Annotated in this window: 21 protein-coding genes and 1 pseudogene; 11 read left to right on the top strand and 11 right to left on the bottom strand. The window is 33.2% G+C overall.

The window, feature by feature from the left end; genetic code table 11:
* Nucleotides 1–77: 77 nt before the first annotated feature.
* Nucleotides 78–1,058 (bottom strand): pyruvate dehydrogenase complex E1 component subunit beta, encoded by a 981-nt coding sequence (locus AC1EUY_RS15135; RefSeq protein ID WP_480196391.1) that lies wholly within the window; start codon nt 1,056–1,058, stop codon nt 78–80.
* A gap of 172 nt (nt 1,059–1,230) precedes the next feature.
* On the opposite strand from AC1EUY_RS15135, the gene AC1EUY_RS15130 reads away from it, so the two are divergent.
* The 8 genes from AC1EUY_RS15130 to AC1EUY_RS15095 all read left to right on the top strand — a co-directional run bounded on the left by AC1EUY_RS15130 (nt 1,231) and on the right by AC1EUY_RS15095 (nt 7,893).
* Nucleotides 1,231–1,971 carry an electron transfer flavoprotein subunit beta/FixA family protein gene (locus AC1EUY_RS15130; protein WP_480196390.1) on the top strand — a complete coding sequence of 247 codons (741 nt, stop codon included), beginning with the start codon at nt 1,231–1,233 and terminating at the stop codon, nt 1,969–1,971.
* Between the two features lie 95 nt (nt 1,972–2,066).
* A complete protein-coding gene (locus AC1EUY_RS15125) occupies nt 2,067–3,026 on the top strand; it encodes an electron transfer flavoprotein subunit alpha/FixB family protein (protein ID WP_480196389.1) in 960 nt (319 codons plus the stop codon).
* 84 nt (nt 3,027–3,110) lie between these two features.
* A complete protein-coding gene (locus AC1EUY_RS15120; protein WP_480196388.1) occupies nt 3,111–3,737 on the top strand; it encodes a bifunctional nuclease family protein in 627 nt (208 codons plus the stop codon).
* A gap of 467 nt (nt 3,738–4,204) precedes the next feature.
* Nucleotides 4,205–5,545 carry a NupC/NupG family nucleoside CNT transporter gene (locus AC1EUY_RS15115; protein ID WP_480196392.1) on the top strand — a complete coding sequence of 447 codons (1,341 nt, stop codon included), beginning with the start codon at nt 4,205–4,207 and terminating at the stop codon, nt 5,543–5,545.
* A gap of 229 nt (nt 5,546–5,774) precedes the next feature.
* Entirely contained in the window at nt 5,775–6,599 is an 825-nt protein-coding gene (locus AC1EUY_RS15110; RefSeq protein ID WP_480196387.1) for a thymidylate synthase, read from the top strand.
* A 178-nt stretch (nt 6,600–6,777) separates the two neighbouring features.
* Nucleotides 6,778–6,969, top strand: coding sequence for a hypothetical protein (locus tag AC1EUY_RS15105; RefSeq protein ID WP_480196386.1), 192 nt, complete (start codon nt 6,778–6,780; stop codon nt 6,967–6,969).
* A gap of 58 nt (nt 6,970–7,027) precedes the next feature.
* Nucleotides 7,028–7,414: a 2TM domain-containing protein gene (locus AC1EUY_RS15100; RefSeq protein WP_480196385.1), complete on the top strand. Its 387-nt coding sequence runs from the start codon at nt 7,028–7,030 to the stop codon at nt 7,412–7,414.
* Nucleotides 7,411–7,893, top strand: a complete 483-nt coding sequence (locus tag AC1EUY_RS15095) for a dihydrofolate reductase (protein WP_480196384.1) — start codon at nt 7,411–7,413, stop codon at nt 7,891–7,893. Before AC1EUY_RS15100 ends, AC1EUY_RS15095 begins: the two co-directional genes overlap by 4 nt.
* Before the next feature lie 68 nt (nt 7,894–7,961).
* Here the strand turns inward: AC1EUY_RS15095 and sppA are convergent, their stop codons facing one another.
* The gene (gene sppA / locus AC1EUY_RS15090) at nt 7,962–9,722 is read right to left on the bottom strand and encodes a signal peptide peptidase SppA (RefSeq protein WP_480196383.1); all 1,761 of its coding nucleotides are present in this window, start codon (nt 9,720–9,722) and stop codon (nt 7,962–7,964) included.
* A gap of 146 nt (nt 9,723–9,868) precedes the next feature.
* On the opposite strand from sppA, the gene folK reads away from it, so the two are divergent.
* Nucleotides 9,869–11,002 carry a 2-amino-4-hydroxy-6-hydroxymethyldihydropteridine diphosphokinase gene (gene folK / locus AC1EUY_RS15085; RefSeq protein ID WP_480196382.1) on the top strand — a complete coding sequence of 378 codons (1,134 nt, stop codon included), beginning with the start codon at nt 9,869–9,871 and terminating at the stop codon, nt 11,000–11,002.
* A gap of 115 nt (nt 11,003–11,117) precedes the next feature.
* On the opposite strand, the gene gldC is transcribed toward folK, so the two are convergent.
* Nucleotides 11,118–11,459, bottom strand: a complete 342-nt coding sequence (gldC, locus tag AC1EUY_RS15080) for a gliding motility protein GldC (protein WP_480196381.1) — start codon at nt 11,457–11,459, stop codon at nt 11,118–11,120.
* A 62-nt stretch (nt 11,460–11,521) separates the two neighbouring features.
* On the bottom strand, nt 11,522–12,481 hold the full coding sequence (gldB, locus tag AC1EUY_RS15075; protein WP_480196380.1) for a gliding motility lipoprotein GldB: 960 nt from the start codon (nt 12,479–12,481) through the stop codon (nt 11,522–11,524).
* 68 nt (nt 12,482–12,549) lie between these two features.
* Between gldB and nadE the strand changes: the two genes are divergently transcribed.
* The gene (gene nadE / locus AC1EUY_RS15070; RefSeq protein WP_480196379.1) at nt 12,550–13,338 is read left to right on the top strand and encodes an NAD(+) synthase; all 789 of its coding nucleotides are present in this window, start codon (nt 12,550–12,552) and stop codon (nt 13,336–13,338) included.
* Between the two features lie 33 nt (nt 13,339–13,371).
* Here nadE and AC1EUY_RS15065 read toward each other — a convergent pair whose 3' ends face one another.
* From AC1EUY_RS15065 to AC1EUY_RS15055, 3 genes are all read right to left on the bottom strand, one after another.
* A complete protein-coding gene (locus tag AC1EUY_RS15065) occupies nt 13,372–13,644 on the bottom strand; it encodes a hypothetical protein (RefSeq protein ID WP_480196378.1) in 273 nt (90 codons plus the stop codon).
* A gap of 207 nt (nt 13,645–13,851) precedes the next feature.
* Nucleotides 13,852–14,325, bottom strand: coding sequence for a hypothetical protein (locus tag AC1EUY_RS15060; protein ID WP_480196377.1), 474 nt, complete (start codon nt 14,323–14,325; stop codon nt 13,852–13,854).
* A 2-nt stretch (nt 14,326–14,327) separates the two neighbouring features.
* Nucleotides 14,328–14,813: a DUF6973 domain-containing protein gene (locus AC1EUY_RS15055; RefSeq protein ID WP_480196376.1), complete on the bottom strand. Its 486-nt coding sequence runs from the start codon at nt 14,811–14,813 to the stop codon at nt 14,328–14,330.
* Nucleotides 14,814–14,908: 95 nt separating this feature from the next.
* On the opposite strand from AC1EUY_RS15055, the pseudogene AC1EUY_RS15050 reads away from it, so the two are divergent.
* Nucleotides 14,909–15,079 (top strand): annotated as a pseudogene (locus AC1EUY_RS15050) (NAD(+) synthase); the annotation flags it as partial.
* Nucleotides 15,080–15,102: 23 nt separating this feature from the next.
* Here the strand turns inward: AC1EUY_RS15050 and AC1EUY_RS15045 are convergent.
* From AC1EUY_RS15045 to AC1EUY_RS15030, 4 genes are all read right to left on the bottom strand, one after another.
* Nucleotides 15,103–15,681: a hypothetical protein gene (locus tag AC1EUY_RS15045; RefSeq protein WP_480196375.1), complete on the bottom strand. Its 579-nt coding sequence runs from the start codon at nt 15,679–15,681 to the stop codon at nt 15,103–15,105.
* On the bottom strand, nt 15,665–16,120 hold the full coding sequence (locus AC1EUY_RS15040; protein ID WP_480196374.1) for a hypothetical protein: 456 nt from the start codon (nt 16,118–16,120) through the stop codon (nt 15,665–15,667). Before AC1EUY_RS15040 ends, AC1EUY_RS15045 begins: the two co-directional genes overlap by 17 nt.
* A 374-nt stretch (nt 16,121–16,494) precedes the next feature.
* A complete protein-coding gene (locus AC1EUY_RS15035; protein WP_480196373.1) occupies nt 16,495–16,839 on the bottom strand; it encodes a hypothetical protein in 345 nt (114 codons plus the stop codon).
* 6 nt (nt 16,840–16,845) lie between these two features.
* Nucleotides 16,846–17,400 carry a DUF6973 domain-containing protein gene (locus AC1EUY_RS15030; RefSeq protein WP_480196372.1) on the bottom strand — a complete coding sequence of 185 codons (555 nt, stop codon included), beginning with the start codon at nt 17,398–17,400 and terminating at the stop codon, nt 16,846–16,848.
* Nucleotides 17,401–17,559: the final 159 nt, after the last annotated feature.

Genomic DNA, 17,559 nt, shown 5'->3' with positions numbered 1-17,559 from the left:
ATATAAAGATTTTAAAAAGAAAAATTCCTTTCATAGTAAAAGTATGAAAGGAACCTTTAGCACAATTTTTGTACCAATTATTTTACGTACATCACAGATTTTACTGCTTTTATAACATCATTTGCGTTAGGCAACCATTGCTCTAACAAAACTGGTGAATAAGGTGCTGGTGTATCTGCTGTTGTAATGCGTTGTATAGGTGCGTCTAAATAATCAAATAACTGTTCTTGAACTTGATAGGTAATCTCTGAAGCTACACTACCAAAAGGCCATGCTTCTTCTAAAATAACCAATCTATTTGTTTTCTTTACTGAATTGAATATTGCTTCATGATCCATTGGTCGCACGGTACGAAGATCAATAATCTCACAAGAAATATTTTCCTTCTCTAAAGCATCTGCAGCCTTGTAAGCTTCTTTAATAATCTTTCCAAAAGAAACGATTGTAACATCTGTTCCTTCTCTTTTAATATCTGCAACACCAATAGGTAAGATGTATTCTCCATCAGGCACTTCACCTTTATCACCATACATCTGCTCAGATTCCATAAAAATTACCGGGTCGTCATCACGAATGGCAGCTTTCAACAAACCTTTCGCATCGTATGGATTTGAAGGAACAATAACCTTTAGCCCAGGAGTATTTGCAAACCAATTTTCGAAAGCCTGTGAATGCGTAGCTGCTAACTGACCTGCAGAAGCCGTTGGACCTCTAAAAACAATTGGGCAATTAAACTGCCCTCCACTCATCTGACGAATCTTTGCCGCATTATTGATAATCTGATCAATTCCAACTAAAGAAAAATTGAATGTCATATATTCAACAATAGGTCTATTACCATTCATAGCTGAACCTACAGCGATACCACCAAAACCCAATTCTGCAATAGGTGTATCGATTACACGTTTTGCCCCGAATTCATCTAACATTCCTTTTGATGCTTTATACGCGCCATTATATTCTGCTACTTCTTCACCCATTAAATAGATGCTTTCATCACGACGCATTTCTTCGCTCATCGCTTCACAAATAGCTTCTCTAAATTGAATTGTTCTCATTCAAATGAATTTTAATGAACAGCAAAAATAAGAAAATAAGAATCAAATAACTTCGAAATTCAAATTGAAAACTGTAAAAAATTTATTATGCATGCATAGTATTTTAAAAAAAAGTAGTAACTTCGCTGTTCATAGAATTTAAGTAAATAATATCCTTAAAATATAACAAACAATGAAGATATTAGTATGTATAAGTCACGTTCCTGATACGACTTCAAAGATTAATTTCACTGATCATGACACCAAATTCGATACCAATGGTGTTCAGTTTGTGATCAATCCGTATGATGAGTTTGTATTAACACGTGCTATGTGGTTTAAAGAAAAGCAGGGAGCATCCATTACTATAGTAAATGTGGGTACTGCGACAACAGAGCCTACTTTACGAAAAGCGTTGGCTATCGGAGCAGATGATGCTATCCGTGTAAATGTAGAACCAACTGATGGAATGTTAGTAGCTAAAGAGATAGCAGCAGTGGCTAAAAATGGTGGTTATGATCTTATTCTTACTGGAAAAGAATCTGCAGATTATAATGGTCAGATGGTACCTGGTATGTTAGCTTCTTTATTAGATATGAATTTTGTTAATGGATGTGTTGGTATAGAAGTAGATGGTACAAACGCAACTCTTACTAGAGAAATTGATGGAGGTGAAGAAAAAGTTACTTCAACATTACCAATGGTGGTTGCAGGTCAAAAAGGAATTGTAGAAGAAAAAGATCTTAGAATACCTAATATGCGTGGTATTATGATGGCAAGAAAAAAACCTTTGAACGTTTTAGAGTCATCTGGCGCAGCGGCAACTACAGTAACTCAAAATTTTGAAAAACCAGCGCCAAAAGGAGCTGTTAAGTTAGTAGATAATGTTGATGACTTGATCAATTTATTACATAACGAAGCTAAAGCAATTTAAGTTAAAATCACGTCATTGCGAACTAAGTGAAGCAATCTGATTGAAAAAGATTACTTCTTCATAAATTCCTCGTAATGACATAAAAAATATAAAATATGTCTGTATTAGTTTTTGCCGATTCATCGGAAGGAAAATTTAAAAAAACTGCTTACGAAGTAGTTTCTTACGGAAAGAAGGTAGCAGAAGAAATGGGTACTAACCTAGTTACATTATCTATTAATGGTGGTGATGCCTCAGAATTATATACTTATGGTGCAGAGAAAGTACTCGAAGTAAAAAATAGCCTTACTTCGTTCAATGCAAAAGCGTACGCTGCTATTATTAAACAAGCTGCCGATGCACAAAATGCTGATGTTGTAGTAATCGACTCAAGCGTAGATGGGTTAACTGTAGCTCCTTTAGTAGCTGTTGCCTTAGATGCTGGGTACGCATCAAATGTAGTAGCATTGCCTAGTAGTACAAGCCCATTTACTGTAAAGCGTAAGGCATTTTCAAATAAAGGGTTCAACAACACTGTAATTTCAACTGATAAAAAAGTAGTAGGTGTTGCCAAAAACTCATATGGTGCTCATGAGCATGCAGTTTCAGGTTCAAATGAAAATTTCGACACTTCAATACCTGAATTGGGCGTAACTTCTCAAAGTATTAATAAAGCTAGTGGAACAGTCACTATAGCTGATGCGGATGTGGTAGTTTCTGGAGGTCGTGGATTAAAAGGACCAGAAAATTGGGGAATGATTGAAGAGCTCGCAGAAATTTTAGGAGCGGCAACCGCATGTTCTAAACCTGTTTCAGATTTGGGTTGGAGACCACATTCTGAGCATGTTGGACAAACAGGAAAACCTGTTGCTTCTAATTTATATATCGCTATTGGTATCTCAGGTGCTATTCAACATTTAGCAGGTGTAAATGCATCTAAAGTAAAAGTGGTTATTAATACCGATCCTGAAGCGCCTTTCTTTAAAGCTGCTGATTATGGTATTGTTGGCGATGCTTTTGAAGTAGTACCGCAATTAATAGAAAAATTAAAAGTGTTTAAAGCTCAAAACGCATAATTTTTTATAAATTGTGCCTCTAAAGGCTGTCTAATTTCGGACATTAATAGTCCTTAGTTAGACAGTTTTTTTTATTTTTAATTTATGAGTTTAGTTCGCCTTAATATTAAAGGTATATCATATAGTCAAACACAAAGTGGAGCGTATGCCCTTGTGTTAAATGAAGTTGAAGGAGATAGAACACTACCCATTATTATCGGTGCTTTTGAAGCACAATCTATCGCTATAGCCTTAGAAAAAGAGATCAAACCACCGAGACCTTTAACACACGATCTTTTTAAGACGTTTTCAGATCGATTTCAAATTAAAGTAAAACAGGTTATCATTCACAAATTGGTAGATGGTGTTTTCTATTCTAGTTTAATTTGTGAACGTGATCGTATAGAAGAGATTATAGATGCACGTACTTCAGATGCCATTGCCTTAGCCACACGCTTTAACGCCCCTATATTTACGTATGAGAATATCTTAGATAAAGCGGGTATTTATTTAAAATCAAAAGAAGAGCAATCTCATGGTGATGAAGATGAATTAACGGCTACTAATTTTGAAGTAGAAGAGTTACTTGAAGAAGTAAGTGAAGATGTTTCTGCTTCCTTTACTGAATTCACCTTAAAAGAACTCAATACTAAATTAGAGGAAGCTGTGGTAAATGAAGACTATGAGTTGGCCGCAAAACTACGTGACGAGATTTCTAAACGTCAGAAATAATAGACCCTATGATTCGAAATTTACTCTGTATTATAATCGTATTTTTTGCTTTTAACTTACATGCGCAAGACATTGAAGTATCAAATGAGGTTAAATCAAACGATATTTTAAATCAACAAAAAGATAGCATAAAAGCTTCAAAACTTGAGTTATCTGAAATAAACGATTGGCAATTATCGAAACATCTTATCTACGAAAGCTATCCTGACAGTATTGATAGTAAAGTTGATTTTATTCGAGGTAAGGAGTTTTTATCTCTTAAGGTTAATGGAGAGTATTCTTCAATTTTAAATAATACTTTCTCAAGTGGTTATTGGCTGCAGAACAAATCATTATTTGTTTTCAAGCAAAAAGTTCCAACTGTTATTGAAATATATTACGAAGTAATAGATCTGTCTTCAAATGAACTCAAATTACGAAATGGAAATCAGGTTTTAGTCTATATTTCTAAATCCCACCCAAATTACATTACTAAACAAGAAGTAAAAGACACCATTATCGCAAGCCAAGGTTTTTCAATTACATCTCTTTGGCGCGGTGTACTGGGTATGATAGTATTATTAATAATCGCTTTTTTATTTAGCAGTAATAGAAAAGCTATAAATTGGAAAACAGTTGGGTTAGGTCTAGCTTTTCAACTAATCATTGCCATAGGAGTCTTAAAAATTCCATTTATTCAAAGAGTATTCGAGTCTGTCGGTCAAGTATTTGTTAATATTTTGGATTTTACTCGATCTGGTAGTGAGTTTTTATTCAGCGGTGTAATGGATATAAATTCATACGGATTTATTTTCGCTTTTCAAGTACTCCCAACAATTATCTTCTTTTCAGCATTGACTTCTGTACTTTTCTATTTGGGTATTATTCAAAAAGTAGTAAAGCTTATGGCTATGTTACTCACTAAAATATTAGGTATTTCGGGTGCAGAAAGCTTATCGGTTGCTGGTAATATTTTCTTAGGGCAAACTGAAGCTCCTTTGTTGATTAAAGCCTATTTAGAAAAGATGAATCGATCAGAAATCTTGCTAGTCATGATTGGTGGTATGGCAACCGTGGCAGGAGCCGTATTAGCTGCTTATATAGGTTTCTTAGGCGGCGATGATCCAGCTTTGCGATTGGTCTATGCTAAGCATTTATTAGCTGCCTCAGTTATGGCAGCTCCTGGTGCCATTGTAATTTCAAAAATTTTATACCCACAAACCGAAAAAATTAATACCGATGTAAAAGTCTCTTCAGAAAAAATTGGATCCAATATTTTAGATGCCATTGCCAATGGAACCACAGAAGGATTACGCCTAGCGGTAAACGTTGGTGCAATGCTTTTGGTATTTGTCGCTTTTATTGCGATGATTAATGGCATTTTGGGTTGGATAGGTAATATAACTACCTTAAATGATTGGATGGCCGCAAATACACCGTATCCTACCTTTTCTTTAGAAGCTATTTTAGGAACCATCTTCGCGCCCTTAATGTGGTTAATTGGTGTTGCAAAAGAAGATATGATGATGATGGGGCAATTACTAGGTATAAAATTGGCTGCCAGCGAGTTTATTGGCTATATACAATTAGCAGAGCTAAAAAATGTTGCTAATGCTACCCATTTAAATTATCAAAAGTCTATTATCATGGCAACTTATATGTTATGTGGATTTGCCAATTTTGCCTCTATAGGAATTCAAATAGGCGGTATAGGTTCGTTAGCACCTGGGCAGCGAAAAACCTTATCAGAATTCGGAATGAAAGCCCTTATTGGCGGCTCAATAGCATCTTTAGTTTCTGCTACAATTGCAGGAATGATTATAGGCTAGTGGCGAATCGCCACCGATTAGTTATCTTACTTTAATGTGAAAATTCTGAAACATATAGTTAATAACTTTTTTATACAATTTATAATCTCAACTATAGTGATTTGAAGCTTTTATTTACTTTAGCTTTAATGTTATCGATGTCATATCGAGCGTAGTCGAGATATCTTTCTGGACAAGAATATCAGTCTAATTTTTTTAAAAGAGATTCCCACTTTCGTGGAAAATGAATATGAAGCAATATCATGACCTTGTAAAGCACGTTTTAGAAAACGGAAATCAAAAAGGAGACCGCACAGGTACGGGTACAAAAAGTGTATTTGGATACCAGATGCGATTTGATTTGGGTGAAGGTTTCCCCATGGTGACCACAAAAAAGCTACATCTAAAATCTATCGTTTATGAGCTATTGTGGTTTATAAAAGGAGATACGAATGTAAAATATTTACAAGAAAATGGCGTCCGTATCTGGAATGAGTGGGCAGACGAAAATGGGGATTTAGGTCCTGTTTATGGACATCAATGGCGCAATTGGAATAGTGATGAAATAGATCAACTAAAAGAAGTAATAGAAACGCTTAAAAAGAATCCTAATAGTAGAAGAATGTTAGTTTCTGCATGGAATCCTTCAGTGCTACCCGATACTTCTGTCTCTTTTGATGAAAATGTTGCGAATGGTAAGGCTGCGTTACCACCTTGTCATGCCTTCTTTCAATTTTATGTTGCAGATGGTAAACTTTCGTGTCAGTTATACCAACGTAGTGCCGATATTTTTTTAGGAGTACCCTTTAACATAGCAAGTTATGCATTGTTTACAATGATGATAGCACAAGTGTGTGGTTATGAGGCAGGAGAATTTATTCATACTTTCGGTGATGCACATATCTACAGTAATCATATGGAACAATTAGCATTACAACTTTCACGTGATCTTCGACCGCTTCCAAAAATGATTTTAAATCCAGAGGTCAATACTATTGAAGATTTTACCTTTGAAGATTTTACATTGGTAGATTACAATCCGCACCCGCATATTAAAGGAGCCGTAGCTGTATAGCTTTTTTATCAAAAAAAATGAAAATAAAATACATGTTTCCAAAAAACGGAGCGTTAATACTCGAATCTATACCGAAGGGTAATTTCTATAGTTCTTTATTTTTATAACAAAAGTTTAGTAGTTAAAACTTTGATTTAAAAATGTAAGCCATTAAATTCGCAAGAAAAAGAATTAAAAAATGGAAAAAGAGCAACTTAAACTACACATACAACAAAGAATTGAGAAAATTGATGATGCAAATATGCTGAATGCAATTCAGTCATTATTAAATACACTCGAAAATGATCAACTTGATATTAAATCTGTAAATCAAGTTTTAGAAAAAGAAGATTTTACGGGCTATATCAAAGAGTGGGTTAAAAACATGTAATACCTATTTTTCTTTTCTTAAAAAATAGTATTTTCGTGTTCCGTTATAATTTGATAAAATGGAATCTAAAGAACAACACGAAATATACGAAAAAGCTAGAAAACGCATAGTTCAAAAGAAGCGTTTGTACTACCATTTTATTGTCTTTTTGTTAGGGTCGGTTTTCTTAATCGTATTAAATTTATTTTTTAAAGTTGGTGAACAATTTGGTGAATGGTTTAAGTATGCTGTGGCTATTTGGTTCTTTTTATGGTTACTACATTTTATCAATGTTTTTGTAACGAAACGCTTTTTTGGTAAAGATTGGGAACGTATCGAAACCGAAAAGCTTGTAGAAAAACATCAAAAGAAACTTTCAAAACTAGAAGGTAAACTCATTAAAAATAAGATTATTACTCCTTTAGACAAATTACCTGAGTCAGAAAAAAAAAATCTAGACAGATGATTACCCTTATTGCTGCTATTGGTAAAAATGGAGAGCTGGGTAAAAACAATGATCTTATTTGGCATTTACCTAATGACCTTAAACGATTTAAAAAAGTTACGGCTGGTCATCATGTTATTATGGGCAGAAAGACTTTTGAATCTTTAGGTAAGCCTTTACCAAATAGAACCAATATTATTATCACGAGAAATAAAAAGTACAAAGCAGAAAACTGTATTGTTGTTAACTCTTTACAAGAGGCTATTGCTGCTGCTAAAGCTGATGAAAATCCTTATATCTTAGGCGGCGCACAAATTTATAAGCAAGCAATTGCTATTGCTGACACACTCGATCTTACCTTAGTAGATGCTAATTTTGATGCAGACGCTTTTTTTCCAGAAATTAATACTACTATTTGGAAAGAAATATCACGAGAAGATTTTATAGCTGATGAAAAGCACAAGTATAATTACAGCTTTATTACTTACAAAAAAATGTAAAAGAAAAAAGCGCCTCAAAATACCGAAATAAGATGAAACGCTTTCTACAACAATAATATTTATTTTTATTACTTAATCTCTATTTCAAAAGGCATACGTGCTTGAATACCCTTTAGCTCCGTCGTCTTTTTGATAGATTTATACATTTTATAATTAGTGGCTCCTAACTGCTCTTTTATAAGTTCATCAGTACTTATTTTTAGCAACGGAAACGAATTAAACATATCTTGAAAATCCTTTTTATAACGAGGATAATTTGTTGTTTTATATTCAGTAATATCTGCAAGTTCAGCTGCTGCTTTGACTGCATCATTTAAACTACCTAGCTCATCAACCAATCCGTTTGCTAAAGCTTCAGTACCAGACCATACCCTACCCTGTGCTATACTGTCAACTTGTGCAAACGTCATATCTCTTCCTTCTGCCACTCTCGTTACAAAAGTTTTATAGATATCTTCAATTCCTTCAGTAGTTACCGCTTTAAATTTATCGGTCATGGGTTCAAAAACACTATAACTTAATGAATTCTCGTTCGTACCTACCTGTTCTGCATTGATACCAATATTATCTGCAAATTGTTTAATATTTGGCACCATGCCGAACACACCGATAGAACCTGTAATTGTAGATGGTTCAGCGTAAATTTTATTTGCATTACAAGCAATATAATAACCACCAGATGCCGCTAAATTACCCATAGAAACAACTAAAGGTTTTTCCTTTTTAGTCAATTCTAATTCTCTCCAAATAAGTTCTGAAGCTAATGCGCTACCACCTGGCGAGTTTACGCGTAATACTACCGCTTTTATCTTATCATCTTTACGTACCTTTTTTAAAGCTTTAATTATTGCTTCTTGACCCACGTATGTCTCATTACCTTCACCATACATAATTTCACCAAGTGCGTAAATTACCGCTACTTTATCTTTCGCCGTCGATTTTATACGGCCTTTACCAGAAGCAACATAATCTTCCAAAGAAATTGTATTTAATTTTTTATCAGTATCGATACCTATTTTTGATTTAAGTTTAGCTTCATACTCATCTATATAAAGTGCACCATCGATCATATTGTTTTGTAAAGCTAGTTCAGGGTTTCTAGCTAATAATTTATCTGCAATAGCATTCACTTCTGTAACAGATTTATTTCTGCTTGCTGCAATATCTGTTGTCATTTTACTCCAGATAGAGCTTAAGAATGACTTTAACTGCTCACGATTTGCATCACTCATTTTATTTTCTAAAAAAGGCTCAACTGCACTTTTATATTTACCGTGACGGATGACTTCCATTTTAATACCATATTTATCTTCAAAATCTTTAAAATACAATATCTCAGAAGCCAGTCCTTTAAAGTCAATCATCCCAACAGGATTTAAGTATATAGAATCAGCAACAGAACTTAAGTAGTAGTTTTTCTGCGTATAATAATCCGCGTAAGCGTTGATAAACTTTCCTGATTCTTTAAAATCTAACAGTTTATCGCGAATCGCTTGTGTTTGTGCTAAACCTGCATTAACCCCAGTAGTTTTAATGCTAATTCCTTTAATATTATCATCGGTTTTTGCGTTCTCGAGCGCACTCATAATTTCGTGTAATTCTAATAAGTCGCTATCGCCACCGCCAAAAGCATCAGAAAACGGGTCTGTTACATTATAATCATCACGTACTGATTTGGTAAGATCTAATTCTAAAACCGAATCATTTTTTACTATTATTTTATCATCTTGTCCCATGGCAGCTGCAAAAGCCATAAATATGAAAAACATAATCGTTAACGCTATAAAAACACCTAAGATCGCAGCTAATAATTCCCTTAAAAATTTCATTTTTTGTAAAGTTGTTTTTTATTTTTTGTCATTTTGGTATTAGTAGTATTATATATCAAAAAGTTACACAACTACTAGAATGTTTATAAAATGAGATGACAAAGATAACCTTTTATGGCTGATTTTAGTTTCTTTGTACTCCCTCTATGAAGATGCAACAAATTACATATTTATCACTCGGAAGTAATATAGGTAACAAGCTCAAAAACCTTCAAACTGCCATTAATTTAATTTCTGAAAAGGTAGGATATGTGTGTACCATTTCTTCAGTGTATCAAACAGCTTCTTGGGGATTTGAAAGTGATGATTTTTTAAATATATGTGTTAAGGTTTCTACAAATCTTACTGCAGAAAAATTGTTAAAAACAGTACTGTCTATAGAGAGTGAGCTAGGACGAAAACGTGATAGTTCTGGAGGGTATAAAGAGCGTCTTATTGATATTGATGTTCTTTTATTTGAAAACAAAATTATTTCATATAACAATTTAAAAGTTCCACACCCGAGGATGTTAGAACGAAACTTTGTATTAGCTCCTTTAGCGGAAATCGCTCCAGATGTTGAGCATCCAGTTGCTCAAAAAACAACTTTCATCTGTTTACAAGAATGTGAGGATACCACCGAAATTAATAAGACTGACCTCAAACTACTAAGACCTACTTCTCTTGTTGAAAAATATAACTACATCGCTATTGAAGGAAATATTGGGACTGGTAAAACGACCTTGGCTCATATGATGGGTAACGATTTTAACGCAAAGGTTGTTTTAGAACGCTTTGCTGATAACCCATTCTTACCAAAATTCTATGAAGACAAAGAACGCTATGCATTTCCGTTAGAAATGAGTTTTTTAGCCGATCGCTATTCGCAATTATCTGACGATCTTGCACAATTCGACTTGTTCAAGAATTTTATTATATCTGATTATTACATCTTTAAGTCACTCATATTTGCACAAATAACCTTGCAAAAAGAAGAATATATATTGTACAGACGTATGTTTGACATTATGTATAAAGAAATTGCCAAACCAGATTTGTATGTCTATCTCTATCAGAATACAGATAGACTCTTAGAAAACATAAAAAATAGAGGTAGGGCTTATGAGCAAAATATCAAAGCTTCGTATTTAGAAAAAATTCATCAGGGCTACGCTACTTTTATCAAAACAGAACAGTCGTTAAACACCTTAATAATAGATGTGTCTGAGCTCGATTTTGTAAATAAGCGTGAAGATTATAATTATATCATTAAGCAAATTAATGATTTTGAGTTGAATTAAAGTTGTCGATACGGACTACCATTAATAATCTAGATTTCTCAATCGCTCCACTCATTTCGAAATGACAAAGTAATCTGTTTAATAAGATTGCCACGTTTCACTCGCAATGACAATATTACTTGTTTAAAAGTTCTAACTTCTCTGCAAAGTAATCGCAAAAATCACGCATGGTAGCCGTCATTTTCTCATCATTAGTTGCGCGATAAAAGGTATCTGACATTGACAATAAGGTTTGATGAAAGAAATGTTTCATTTCTTCGAGTGGCATGTCTTTGGTCCAAAGATCCATTTTTAAGGTTTCTTTTTTGTTGGCATCCCAAACTGAGATAAGCACCGCTTTGGTTTCTTCGTTTGAAACACCACCATCTTGCGCATCCCAAGATAGCTTTTCGGGTATTTTATTCTCGTCAAGATTTACGGTAAACTTTATTTCTGAAGTATGTGACATGTTAGACATTAGACATTAGACATTAGACATTAGACATTAGACATTAAGTAAAATTGGCTATTTGCTCTTAGCTACTTAGTGGGTTTATACTTTGAATTTTTAAAGATTTCTTCATTCGGTGTTCTGAGCATGGCTTGTATTTCAACATCATTAGTATTCATATACGCCTTCACAATTTGCAAACCAAACCACGCTCCTATACGCCCTGGCGTTTCATTATCTTGGACAGAGAAAAATTTAGAAAATGGGGCATTATCTAAAAAGCGACGATTGAGTTCTTGATCATTACTAAACAATAACTTTTTCTCAACAAAGTACTTCCACATCTGTACATCATTAAAATCTGACCAACCGATCTGCTCTTGTGTGTATCCTAAAATATTTGCTTCATCTTCTTTAGGTAAAAAGGCACTCATGAGGTATAGTAATTTTCCTTTTTGAATCATTCTAGAAACAAATGTTCTGTCTTTGGTTCTAGGAATTTCACGCTTTGCAAAAGCCTCAGCCACATCAACAATTAAATGCTCTCTTGTAAAATTTTGTTTGATATACTCTGGAAAATCTTGATAGATCTTACTGTCCTTCCCTAAATACGTATCTAGCGAAATAAAGAGTAAACTATCAGCATAAATGACGCTATTTTGATAATCAACATTCGACATTACAGTATAAACCGTAGGCTCTTTAAATGTTGGATAATAATATTTTATATGTTTAAATAAATCTGTGAGTTTTTTAGATTGCTTATGAAAATCTACATAGCGCGTATTTACTTCTCGAAACAATTCTTGCTCATCTTTATCTGTCATTTTTGCAACCCAAATACTATCGGGAGTACTTGCAGGAAATAAACTAGGATATTTTTCTTTTAATTGCGGCAACTCAGATGCATCAGAATCATAAAAATCTTGCTCAAAACGCATTACTTTCAGCGCTACATTTATATCGGAAACATCGACTATAGGCTTGTCTTTTTTGGTGCAATGTAAGAGTAGGAGTGCTAGTATGAAAAGGATTAGAATGCGATACACTTTCTTATAATTTTTGTACTTTCGTTAACTGAAAATTTTAAAGCACAAAACTACTAAATTGTTTCGCAATGCAAACTGAAAAAGTAACAAAACATATTATAAACTGGTTAAAAAATTATGCTACCAATGCTAAGGTAAATGGTTTCGTTGTTGGGGTTTCTGGTGGTATTGATTCGGCTGTTACTTCAACGCTATGTGCTGAGACTGGTTTTGATGTTTTGTGTCTTGAAATGCCCATACATCAAGGTGTAAACCAAGTAAATCGTGCTAAAGAACATATTACGCAATTAAAAGAACGTTACCCAAATGTACGTTCTCAAGAAATCGACCTTACTACTACCTTTGATGAAATGACATCGGTATTACCTAAGGATGCTACCGAAGATAAAATAGAACTTTCGTTAGGAAATACACGTTCTCGTTTGCGCATGACTACCTTATATTATACCGCTGGTTTGTATGGCTATTTGGTTTGTGGTACGGGTAATAAGGTTGAAGATTTTGGTGTGGGTTTTTATACGAAATATGGCGATGGCGGTGTAGATTTGAGCCCAATAGCCGATTTACTAAAATCTGAAGTTTATGCCGTTGGTGAATACTTGAAAGTACCCGAGTCTATCTTAGTGGCAAAACCTACCGATGGTCTATTTGGTGATTCGCGAACCGATGAAGACCAAATTGGTGCGAGTTATGATGAGTTAGAATGGGCCATGGCACAGCAAGACTTGGGCAAAACAGCAGATGATTTTACTGACCGTGAAAAACGAGTGATGGAAATCTACTTGTGGAGAAACCGCGCTAACCAACATAAAATGGTACCCATACCTGTTTGTGAGATACCAGAAGGATTGAAATAATTAAAAAGACCAGAAAATTTCTGGTCTTTTTAATTATCTATTAGTGTTTATAATTTCATTAATTATAATTGTATCTTTTCGAATATAGATATCAAATTCTGAATCGATTGGAGCTCCATTTGAATAGTATCCAAATGATTTCTTTTTCACGTTATTAATAGAATATACCTCAATACTATAATTTCCATCATGTTTTGGATTTCCAACCTTGAAATTAATAAAGCCCGACTTCTCTTCTCTGGTATCTAAGTCTTTTATCCTAACGAAATGAAAACCATTGTCAACAATTACAGAATCAATTCGCATATCAGTTTCATTAGTTAAGCTAAAATTTACTCCATATTCATTGTTACATGAAATAAAACTTATAATTAATAATATTATTAGTTTTACTCTAACTATTAGCTTAGCCGAAACATTATTTTCTAAAGTTAATTCAATTTTCAAAACTCACCTTGCAACTATATTCCATTCGTAGGAGGAATTGTTTTTGTAATTCAAAATACTATCATTCTAACTTTGCTTAGCCCAAAAATCTACAACCCTATCATCCTTATCTAATTCTATCTCTAAATATATAGGATCGGACAAAGACCAACCCAAAATATAAGTCATTAAAGGAACGGAACGATAATTTTTTTTATACCATTTGTTTAACAAGTTTATATAATATTCTCTTTTGTCACTAGTCGTTTTTTCGAATATATTACGATTAGATAATGAATCAGGAGGCTTAAGACCCTTGGGTAACTTTAACCCAATTGTGTCACTACTTGGCTCACCTAAAAGTTTAAGAACTTTATTTTTACTCATACCTTTCTTGAGGTAGTTCGATTTAAGATCCTCTAACATATCGATTCGTGGGTTATCAAGCATAAGTAGATCATTACTTTTCAACCATATTTTTTGGTTGAATTCGCTTTTCTGACACGAAACAGTAAAGTTTAAAAGAAATGAAAATAAAACTATTAGAAAATATTTTTTCATATTTATTGATTTGTAGGCTTTAGTACTCCGTTATCAATATATCTCAAAATTCCGATATTAATTGCCTGTAATATTACAGTTTCAATTACATTGTTACTCGTTGAACTATCATAATTAGCACCTATTATTCTGCCCTGATTATTATTGTAAAGATCCATAGTCACAGATAAACCTGTCTCACCCCATTCATGTGCATCTGTAAATATTTTTGTCACTCCTGAGCCGAAATCCGCTGTATCTAAAGCATTCCAATATGCATGTCTAAAAGCATCTGCTTTTCCATCACTTATTCCTGTTAATATACCATTTGTGACTAATTGGCGTGCTTTTGCCAATGCATCTTTTGAATTTTTTATGTGAGTAGCTACATATTCAGGAAAAAGTGCAAAAACTAATATTTCTTTGGCATTGGGTGTTTCGTCTGGTGCATCAGGATTATCAGCTGGCATATCAAAATTTCCAGAGTTTTCAATAAAATCTTTATCCAACCACCATTTAAAGGGTAATCCCCGCTACCGCGAGAATCTTTCTCGTGGTATAACATTTACTACAAACCACACGATATAATCGTGCGGCAGCAGGGAGTTATGATGAGTTAGAATGGGCAATGGCACAGCAAGACTTGGGTAAAACGGCGGATGATTTTAATGATCGTGAAAAACGCGTGATGGAAATCTACTTATGGCGTAATCGAGCCAACCAACATAAAATGGTACCAATACCAGTTTGTGAGATACCAAAAGAGTTGAGATAAATTATTCTTATAATCTTTTTTGCTTAATTTTTATACTTTTTAATTGCATTATCACCCATTTCAATATATTTATCTATATGTAAGATATAAAGCATTAAGAGCGTTCTTTGTCTGTAATATTCAAGCTCAAAATCTTCCTCTTTGAGTAATTTTGAGATAGCTTTTAACAATTCATCAAAGTCATCAATTGTGTTATAAATTTTAAAAAAATCATAGTTTCGGCTTGAATAATAGGTCGGAAGTTTTTGTATTTCTTTTAAGCACTTCTTACTATTTGGAAAAATTTTTAATCTATCTTCTCTATTCTTATTTATTGAATCTGAAAAAGAATATTTGAATTTTTCAACATCATAACGTTTACCCTCAGCGAAAGACTTGAACAAATTATAGTAGCTTTGAGCTGTATTGTGCTTTAGGATTTGTTCTTCGATTAAATATCGTTCAAATTCTTTAGTATAGCGCTTAATAGCTTTTCCACTATCTGACAAGGTATTGTAAGCACATTTTTGATAAATGTTTTCAATTCTCTCATCTTGTGAGTACACCAAAAGATTTAAATATAGAAATAAGAATAAGATTATTTTATTAATTACTTTCTTCATTATTATTAGTTCTATTATTTATAATCCAATCTTCGATATCACCTATTTGGTTTTTGACAAATTTCTTCCAATCTGTAGTATGTGTCATTCCTAGATTTTCCAGACCCTTAATATACCAATCTTTAAATTTAAACATAGGCATATCGTAAAAATCTGGAAAATTTGCTCCAATGAACCATAATTCTTGTATATACATCATCAAATCAAAAAGGGGTAGCCTTTTATTTTTTAGTTTATCCTCGTATTTTCCCCAGTTGGTTATTTCTATTAAATCCAATTTAAATAGCTCATTGATCACTCTCAATCCATCTCGTCTTGCCTCAAGAGAATGGAAATTAGGATAGTGACCAATATTTTGTAATATAGAGTAAATAAATTCAACACCACTATATGGTTCAAAAAGTAATATGTTTTTATCATCGAAGATGTTCTTATTCATTTCTTTCATTTAAATTTTAATTCTCTTATACTAGACCAAATATGTCGAAAGTTCAATGATATTGAGGCCTCGAAGCCAGAACTGGATGCACTTAACGGTCTGAAAGTTATATAATTTCCATTTCCCATATCAGCTACTCTTGCTCCATTTGATTGGACATTAATTGATTTTGCATTTTTTGTTACTCCCCGCTACCGCGAGAATCTTTCTCGTGGTATAACATTTACTACAAACCACACGATATAATCGTGCGACAGCAGGGGGTTTTAGTGTTACCGAGATAGGTCTGGAAAAGTCTTTTATTTTGATTTTTTTTTAATCTTTATTGCAAGACAATAAAATTATTAACGACGCTATTATTAGAATTCTCATAATTAAAGATGAATATCTAAAATTATTTTCCCTTTTGTAGCTCTATACGGATCAAAAATAAAGGTCCTAGGTCCTTCTCCATAATAATCGCTCTGAATTAAAGTATCTATCTTACCATGTAAAATAATATCATATATATATTTTCCTCTGATTATTTTTATAGTATCATTAACCTCGCCCTGAACTTTAATATTTAACATAGCATAAGGATAAAATTTATACGGTTCTAGTTTAATTACTTCCTTTTTACTAAAATCACTTATCTCTATTTTAGCACTATCTTTACTACAAGAAGTAAACATTGCAAAATAAAACAGAGTTATTATTATAATAGTTGTATTTTTCATAACTTGTTAATTTGTTGGTATTAATACAGAAGAATTAATCGGTATATAACACCCAAATTCATTTGACCATTCAATATCACTTAATACTCTTAGTATTCCATTTCTTCTTGCTCCTTCAATTGCACCTGTTATTCCAAAAATATTTGTTGAATTTATGGCAATACTTCTTCCAATAGCATTATTATAATAATCCATTTCTGTTTCTTTATGGTGATTATCATAGTTGTAAGGAATGTCTTCATGTGCATCTGTTAATTTCTTAGTTAAATCTGCACCTAATCTCGCAGTACTAAGAGCATTCCATAAAGAGTGTTTTACAGCATCACCAGTTCTATTACGGACAGGTTTCTCATAAAAAGTTTCTGCATAAATATAAGCCTGTGTTGCACTCTTTAAATATAAATATTTTTGAGCGTCAGACAATTCATTATCATAAATTTCTCTTTCAGCTGTAGACATAGCTGCTAATAGTCTTTCATAAATTTTTGGATTGAAAATCAATTTTTCTTCAAAATCAACTTCTCCCCCGCTACCGCGAGAATCTTTCTCGTGGTATAACATTTACTACAAACCACACGATATAATCGTGCGGCAGCAGGGGGTACGTCAATGTAATAAATATTCGTTAAAAATAAGCCTAGGAAAAATCCCCTTTTTTGCATAGGGTTTTTCACCTATAAAAACAGGAAAAATCCTGTTGTTCGTCCCGTTTTTTTTATT

Source organism: Maritimimonas sp. 2210JD6-3 (assembly GCF_056591795.1).
This window is presented reverse-complemented; position numbering and strand designations above follow the sequence as displayed.

What these genes read in the sequence shown, in the direction of transcription:
- AC1EUY_RS15135 (WP_480196391.1), bottom strand. Translation starts at nt 1,058, where the DNA reads ATGAGAACAATTCAATTTAGAGAAGCTATTTGTGAAGCGATGAGCGAA.
- AC1EUY_RS15130 (WP_480196390.1), top strand. Translation starts at nt 1,231, where the DNA reads ATGAAGATATTAGTATGTATAAGTCACGTTCCTGATACGACTTCAAAG.
- AC1EUY_RS15125 (WP_480196389.1), top strand. Translation starts at nt 2,067, where the DNA reads ATGTCTGTATTAGTTTTTGCCGATTCATCGGAAGGAAAATTTAAAAAA.
- AC1EUY_RS15120 (WP_480196388.1), top strand. Translation starts at nt 3,111, where the DNA reads ATGAGTTTAGTTCGCCTTAATATTAAAGGTATATCATATAGTCAAACA.
- AC1EUY_RS15110 (WP_480196387.1), top strand. Translation starts at nt 5,775, where the DNA reads ATGAAGCAATATCATGACCTTGTAAAGCACGTTTTAGAAAACGGAAAT.
- AC1EUY_RS15105 (WP_480196386.1), top strand. Translation starts at nt 6,778, where the DNA reads ATGGAAAAAGAGCAACTTAAACTACACATACAACAAAGAATTGAGAAA.
- AC1EUY_RS15100 (WP_480196385.1), top strand. Translation starts at nt 7,028, where the DNA reads ATGGAATCTAAAGAACAACACGAAATATACGAAAAAGCTAGAAAACGC.
- AC1EUY_RS15095 (WP_480196384.1), top strand. Translation starts at nt 7,411, where the DNA reads ATGATTACCCTTATTGCTGCTATTGGTAAAAATGGAGAGCTGGGTAAA.
- sppA (WP_480196383.1), bottom strand. Translation starts at nt 9,722, where the DNA reads ATGAAATTTTTAAGGGAATTATTAGCTGCGATCTTAGGTGTTTTTATA.
- folK (WP_480196382.1), top strand. Translation starts at nt 9,869, where the DNA reads ATGAAGATGCAACAAATTACATATTTATCACTCGGAAGTAATATAGGT.
- gldC (WP_480196381.1), bottom strand. Translation starts at nt 11,459, where the DNA reads ATGTCTAACATGTCACATACTTCAGAAATAAAGTTTACCGTAAATCTT.
- nadE (WP_480196379.1), top strand. Translation starts at nt 12,550, where the DNA reads ATGCAAACTGAAAAAGTAACAAAACATATTATAAACTGGTTAAAAAAT.
- AC1EUY_RS15065 (WP_480196378.1), bottom strand. Translation starts at nt 13,644, where the DNA reads ATGCGAATTGATTCTGTAATTGTTGACAATGGTTTTCATTTCGTTAGG.
- AC1EUY_RS15060 (WP_480196377.1), bottom strand. Translation starts at nt 14,325, where the DNA reads ATGAAAAAATATTTTCTAATAGTTTTATTTTCATTTCTTTTAAACTTT.
- AC1EUY_RS15045 (WP_480196375.1), bottom strand. Translation starts at nt 15,681, where the DNA reads ATGAAGAAAGTAATTAATAAAATAATCTTATTCTTATTTCTATATTTA.
- AC1EUY_RS15040 (WP_480196374.1), bottom strand. Translation starts at nt 16,120, where the DNA reads ATGAATAAGAACATCTTCGATGATAAAAACATATTACTTTTTGAACCA.
- AC1EUY_RS15035 (WP_480196373.1), bottom strand. Translation starts at nt 16,839, where the DNA reads ATGAAAAATACAACTATTATAATAATAACTCTGTTTTATTTTGCAATG.
- AC1EUY_RS15030 (WP_480196372.1), bottom strand. Translation starts at nt 17,400, where the DNA reads ATGTTATACCACGAGAAAGATTCTCGCGGTAGCGGGGGAGAAGTTGAT.